Here is a 6,304-nt window from a genome sequence, read left to right as displayed (position 1 = left end):
TATATCAAATTCAGGAAATACTCAGGAAAGAAGCTGACGATTAAAAAATAAAAAGCCGTATCTAACTTTTGATGTTTTGATACGGCCCCTTTTTGCTTTGGAATATAACGAATGATTTATTTTAACTTTTTGATTTTGATGCTGCGAAAGGTTACTTCATCACCATGGTCTTGAAGAAGGATGTGTCCACTTTCGGCCAGCCCAAAGTTATCCCAATCTTTATACTTGGATAGCGCTACCAAATCTTTAAATTCTTGTGACCCGCGTACGTATTCCAATACCTTCTCACCGTTGAGGTAATGCGTCACCTTATTATCGGGAGTAACGACAATCCGACCGCGGTTCCATTGACCAATAGGGTTGAGGGCTCTTTCCGGTTTATTGGCTTTGATCAAGTCGTAAAGGGAAGCCAACGTTCGGTTGCCTTCTCTCCCCGCTTTGGCGTCGGGATGATTTTTGTCGTCCAATATTTGGTATTCTAGACCTATCGCGGACCCTACTGTTTCTTCTTTTAACGTCACAAAGTACTTCACACCACTGTTGGCGCCTTGTGTAAGTTTGAATTCGAAGCTCAGGTCAAAAGCCTCATATCGAGCCTTACTGATGATATCACCACCATTGGTGGATTCAGCGCCATCCGATTTTTCGACGCGCAACTGTCCATCTTGAATGGTCCATCCTTTCTCCGGAAACTGCATGGATCGGGCACTGCGCCAGCTCTGTGCATCCTGACCATTGAAAAGCAGTTCTACACCTTGGTTTTTTTCCGTAGAACTGAGTTGATTGGGCGTCAAATTTACGACGTATATAGCTTTAGGAAATTCCTGCGGCTTGAGATTTTCGGTCTGAAAACGAATATTTTTGAAATATACCTTAGCACCGTGCAGGTGTGCCGGGATACTGTGTACTTGCAGTGCGATGTGTCCTTCACGATCTATGGTGTCAATCAGGTGTGCTACGGGAATGCCGTTTATCCAAGTTTTGGTGACTGAACCTATCGCTTCGATACGCACTTTGTTGAAGGCATTAGTTTTGTATGCGCTTTTCGCTTGTTCATTCAGATCCAGCGGGTAGAGCCAGCGGCGGCGCGCCTCGTCGTAAATGCCTCCCGTCCATGCGCGTGGAGTAGGGTCTACTTCCACCTGCTTGCCATACATCCAGCGCCTGCTGGCATGCGATGTAGAGTCAATATGGCTTCTTATCTGAATACCCGAATTAGTTTCCGTGCCTTCTAATTTAATTTCTAATTCTAAAATAAAATCCCCGTAAAGTTTTTCTGTCACCAGAAAAGTGTTGGGTGTTCCTTTGGTCATTTCACCTACTATCATCCCGTCTTGGATGGTAATTGGCGCATCGCCACCAACTTTTTTCCATCCCTTGAATGTTTTGCCGTCAAATAAGGATGCATTGGATTTTTGGGAATAACTTACGAGCGGGGTGGCCGCTATACACATAAAACCGAAGAAAATAGCCTGTCTTAACTTTTGGATAGGAGATAATGCTTTCATTGGAAAAGGCTTAAGCTTAAAGATTTAATTGATTAATCCATTAAATGTAATGAAAATATTTATATTTAAGTATTCATCAACCCGCTTATCTTATGACTACCCATTCTCGAAGAGCCTTTCTCAAACAATCCTTATTGCTATCGGGCAGTGCTGCATTATCGGCATCCGCATTTGCTAACGTGAAATTGGATTCACCCAATGAACGCATCAATCTAGCCTGTATCGGTATTGGTAATCGCGGTGCAGAGATCGTTCGGGATCTGTACAAAACGGGGATGTGCAATATCGCTGCCCTATGTGATGTGGATATGGGCGGAAAGCAAACCTTGGATGTATTGCGTCAGTTTCCTGACGTTCCACGTTTCACAGACTTTCGGCAGCTATTTGATAAAATGCGCGGACAGATCGATGCGGTAAGTATTGGTGTGCCGGATTTTTCACATTTCCCCATTGCGATGATGGCTATCGATTACGGGATTCACGTGTACGTAGAAAAGCCATTGAGCCGCACCTTCTGGGAGTCTGAGCTGATGATGCAGAAGGCTGCTAAATTTCCGAAGGTGGTCACGCAGATGGGTAATCAAGGACATTCGGAGGCCAATTATTTTCAATTCAAAGAGTGGGTGCGTACAGGGGTCATTAAGGATGTGACACGTATCGATGCTCATATGAACAACCCGAGGCGCTGGCACGGTTGGGATCCGCAGATGAAGGGCTTTCCCTATCCCGAACGGATACCCGATACGCTAGACTGGGATCTGTGGCAGGCGCATACAGTAGGGCATGAGTACAATCGCAGTTTCGTCAATGGGGAGTGGCGTTGCTGGTATGACTTTGGTATGGGCGCACTTGGAGATTGGGGGGCACATATTATTGATACGGCACATGAATTTCTGGAATTAGGATTACCTAACTCGATTGAAGCCATCAAATTGGCTGAGCATAATTCATTTTTCTTTCCTTATTCTTCGACGATAGCTTTTCATTTTCCGAAACGCAAAAATAGAGGTGCCGTTGATCTAACTTGGTACGATGGATTGGATAATCTGCCTACTATTCCGGCAGGATATGGTGTGTCGGGGTTGGATCCCAATATTCCCCCGCCGAGTACCGGAAAAATCGAACCTTCAAAGCTCAATCCGGGCAAAATTATTTATACAAAAGATACGATTTTTAAGGGCGGATCGCATGGCAGTACTTTGCAGATTATCCCTGAGGAGAAGGCGCGCGATATGGAAAAACAGCTTCCGACCATTCCTACGGGTTCAAACCATTTCGCAAATTTTCTAAAAGCTTGTAAGGGCGAAGAGCAAACTAGATCACCATTTTCGATTTCCGGACCTTTGTCGCAGGTCTTCTGTCTAGGAGTGATCGCTCAGCGTCTCAATACCAACTTGGAATTTGATATTACGAAGAAGCAAGTAGTCAATAATGCCATCGCTAATGCCTTATTGGTGGGGCCGCCACCACGCAAAGGCTGGGAAGATTTTTATGTGGTCTAGCCTCGGTGAGTGTAGTGTGCATGGTATAGTTCGAATTATACACCGATGTGTACGATAACAATGTCTTCATTGTGGTAGGCCGGGTAGTAGGATGATATCGTGCCCGCGGCTTTATAGTCCCTCAATTCATTGTAAATGCTATCGCGCAGTATACCTTTACCTTTGCCGTGGATAAATTTGATTTCGGCGTATTCCCAATAAATGGCGGCATCGAGGTATTCTCTAAAATGGTCGAGTGATACGGCGAGCAATTCGTCCGGGTCATAATCATCCGCATCTCCAATTAAAGCTTCGGCGTGCAGATCTACAATTTTGGGTGGTTTGGGAAGAGTTCTCATTCCTACTAGTGTAAAAAAGGTTTGTCGGGATTGCGACGTATGTAATCCAGTTTGCTTTCAAATAAGGTTGCCATTTTCTTGGCTCTCCATATGGCTTCATCCGCTTTAGGACCTTCAAACAATGCATGAACGGTTTCTTCGAATAGGCTGAGCCACTGATCGAAATGTACTTTACCTATCGGCAGATGTGCATGAGGAGGGAAAGGCCTTCCGTCGTAGGTGTACTCTTCGAGGAGAATAGTCTGCCAAAAACGGTACATCTTATCGAGATGTTGTGGCCATCTGTCTTGGATATTTTGATTGAATATAATCCCCAGCATGTCATCCTCTCTAATTTTGCCGTAGAAAGTGTTGACCATGCGTTGGACGTCTTCTATATTTTCTATATCTCTCATGCTTTCTTACAAAAATGCTGATTTTTTACCTTTTTCACGTCATATAGCTGTCAATTGATTTTTATTGGATGATGTTGACGATTTCGGTAAACCCTCTCTTGCGGGCATGCTGTAGCGGCGTCACGCCGTCGTGGTCCGGGATATGCATATTCGCGCCTGCGTCTTTGAGAATTTGTACGATCTGTTGGTATTTGCTGTTGCCATCGCCCAGGATGACGGCTTCCATCAGTGCCGTCCAGCCCAAGCGATTGACATGATCGATGGGAAAGCCTTTGGTGTTGGCAAGTAATCGCACTGTCTCGATATGGCCACGCTCGCAGGCGGGTATTAATGCCGTGCCGTTGTAACGGTTGAATAAGTCAAATCGGGCGCCATGCGCAATAAATAGTTGTAATAAAGCGGTCTGTCCCGATGCCCCAGCATAGAGGAAGGCAGAATCTTTGTTGTGCGCCTGTAGATTTACGTCGGCACCCCGTTTGACCAGCAGGGTAGCCATTTCGGTATGTTTATTTACAGTAGCTATCAACAGTAGGGAACGACCCTGTTCATCGGTGTGGTTGACGTCTGCACCTTGCTCTAATGCTTTAATTACAGTGGCAGTATCGTTATTTTGTACAGCTTTTAGGAGATTTTGATTGGTATTCATAGTAAATGTCGATTGTTTTTGCGTAGGTTGCCCATGACAGGATTGGAAAGTAAGCATGAAGGATAAAGCGATAATAAAAAAATGCATAGTCTGGTAAAAATTATCTTTCAATAAATCAGCATGTTTATATACAAATGTAAAAATTTGTTTGCAAGTAATTAAAATCGCTGTATATTTGCATCACAATCAACAAAGGTGATACCTTTTCGGGGTGTAGCGTAGCCCGGTATCGCGCCACATTTGGGATGTGGAGGTCGTAGGTTCGAATCCTGCCACCCCGACAACACTTACACTAAGTAAAGTCAAAAACCCGCAAATTGAACGAATTTGCGGGTTTTTTGTTTTTTTTCATACCAAGAAACCCCATACAATATCAATCAAAATGTGAGCTATTCGGTGAGTGATTTTGATACCTTAATTTTACTCACCTATTAGCATATAATTATCTGTATATCAATTTATTGAATACGATGTTTTAATGCTATTTGCTCTTGTTTGATACCCTTTTGAATGCACATAGGTGAGCAGTGTGTAAGGAATCGTGCAAAAGTGTATCAGTTAAACAAAAATTATATTGGTATGAAAAGCAGGAACACATTCGGAATCCACTTCGTATTGCGGATTCCCAAACAACAGAAAAACGGCATGGCAACGGTCTATGCAAGGATTGCCGTAAACGGTCGCAGGTCTGAAATCTCGCTTAAAAAGAAAGTAGCCCCAAAGGATTGGGATGAGGCAAAAGGCAGGGCGAAAGGCAAGCGTGAAGAAATCCAAAAGCTGAACAGCCACATCGAAAGGGTGCGGACACTCATTGCGGATGGCTACCATGAATTGGTACAACAGCGCAAGACCGTCAGCGTGGATGCGGTCAAATCTCTTTTTCTCGGAACGGCAGCGGACACCATGACCCTGCGTAAACTTGTAGAGTACCACAACAGGGAAACGGCACACAAACTTGCACATGGTACATTGAAAAACTACTATACCACGCAACGGTACATCGAGAAATTCCTAAAGGAGAAATACAGGAGGAACGATATTGCATTATCGGTGATCAATTACAGGTTTATCATGGACTTTGAGAGCTATCTGCAAAAGTACCAGCCCAAAGACCACCACAAGCCATTGGGCAACAACGGGGTGATGAAGCACATGGAGCGTTTGCGTAAGATGGTAAACATGGCGGTCACAATGGACTGGCTCGACAAAGACCCATTTGCCAAATACAAACTCCACTTTGACAAGACCGAAAGAGGGTATCTCACAAAGGAGGAACTTAATGTGCTTACGTATAAGTCCTTTTCTATCGAACGCCTGCAATCGGTGCTTGATATGTTCCTTTTCAGTTGCTTTACAGGACTTGCCTATATAGATATGGCGAACCTCACAAGGGGCAACATCGTGAAAGGTATAGACGGTGGGGATTGGTTGGTCACCAACAGGAAGAAAACGGAAACGGTGGTCAAAGTACCGCTATTGCCACAGGCATCCGTACTGATAAAGAAATACCACGACCATCCGAAAGCATCCAACAGCGACACACTGTTCCCTGTTATCTCCAACCAGCGTATGAACAGCTACCTAAAGGAAATAGCGGACATCTGCGGAATCAATAAAACGCTTACATTCCATATCGCACGGCACACGTTTGCCACTACGGTGACATTGAGCAATGGCGTACCCATAGAATCGGTGAGCAAGATGCTCGGACACACGAGCATCCGAACCACACAGATTTATGCCAAAGTGGTGGAACACAAGTTGAGCGAGGACATGCAGAATCTGCGCGATCGCATGGCCAAATAAAAATCAAAGCTGTTGCATAATTGATAAGTTGACAGGGTAAGAATGTAATCATTCTAAAAAAAATACACATAAATATTTTTTCGTACGAAAAATTTCCTACCTTTGATTT

6 protein-coding genes and 1 tRNA gene are annotated in these 6,304 nt (G+C 44.2%); 3 read left to right on the top strand and 4 right to left on the bottom strand.

Features of this window, described 5'->3' with window-relative positions; genetic code table 11:
• Positions 1-116: 116 nt before the first annotated feature.
• A complete protein-coding gene (locus tag EDC17_RS03165) occupies positions 117-1,508 on the bottom strand; it encodes a 3-keto-disaccharide hydrolase (RefSeq protein WP_132776713.1) in 1,392 nt (463 codons plus the stop codon).
• Between the two features lie 92 nt (positions 1,509-1,600).
• Here EDC17_RS03165 and EDC17_RS03160 point away from each other — a divergent pair, with 92 nt between their 5' ends.
• Entirely contained in the window at positions 1,601-3,010 is a 1,410-nt protein-coding gene (locus EDC17_RS03160; protein ID WP_132776712.1) for a Gfo/Idh/MocA family oxidoreductase, read from the top strand.
• Positions 3,011-3,045: 35 nt separating this feature from the next.
• Here the strand turns inward: EDC17_RS03160 and EDC17_RS03155 are convergent, their stop codons facing one another.
• The 3 genes from EDC17_RS03155 to EDC17_RS03145 form a co-directional block, all read right to left on the bottom strand.
• Positions 3,046-3,348: a Smr/MutS family protein gene (locus EDC17_RS03155; RefSeq protein ID WP_132776711.1), complete on the bottom strand. Its 303-nt coding sequence runs from the start codon at positions 3,346-3,348 to the stop codon at positions 3,046-3,048.
• Between the two features lie 5 nt (positions 3,349-3,353).
• Positions 3,354-3,743, bottom strand: coding sequence for a group III truncated hemoglobin (locus EDC17_RS03150; protein ID WP_132776710.1), 390 nt, complete (start codon positions 3,741-3,743; stop codon positions 3,354-3,356).
• A 61-nt stretch (positions 3,744-3,804) separates the two neighbouring features.
• Positions 3,805-4,389, bottom strand: coding sequence for an ankyrin repeat domain-containing protein (locus EDC17_RS03145; RefSeq protein WP_243645987.1), 585 nt, complete (start codon positions 4,387-4,389; stop codon positions 3,805-3,807).
• Positions 4,390-4,596: 207 nt separating this feature from the next.
• Here EDC17_RS03145 and EDC17_RS03140 point away from each other — a divergent pair.
• Positions 4,597-4,670: transfer RNA gene (locus tag EDC17_RS03140), tRNA-Pro, on the top strand.
• Positions 4,671-4,968: 298 nt separating this feature from the next.
• Positions 4,969-6,195 carry a site-specific integrase gene (locus tag EDC17_RS03135; RefSeq protein WP_132776709.1) on the top strand — a complete coding sequence of 409 codons (1,227 nt, stop codon included), beginning with the start codon at positions 4,969-4,971 and terminating at the stop codon, positions 6,193-6,195.
• Positions 6,196-6,304 lie beyond the last annotated feature (109 nt).

This window comes from Sphingobacterium alimentarium, from assembly GCF_004342685.1.
GTDB lineage: Bacteria > Bacteroidota > Bacteroidia > Sphingobacteriales > Sphingobacteriaceae > Sphingobacterium > Sphingobacterium alimentarium.
The sequence above is the reverse complement of the archived record's forward strand: the minus strand, read 5'-3'. Positions and strand labels throughout refer to the sequence as shown.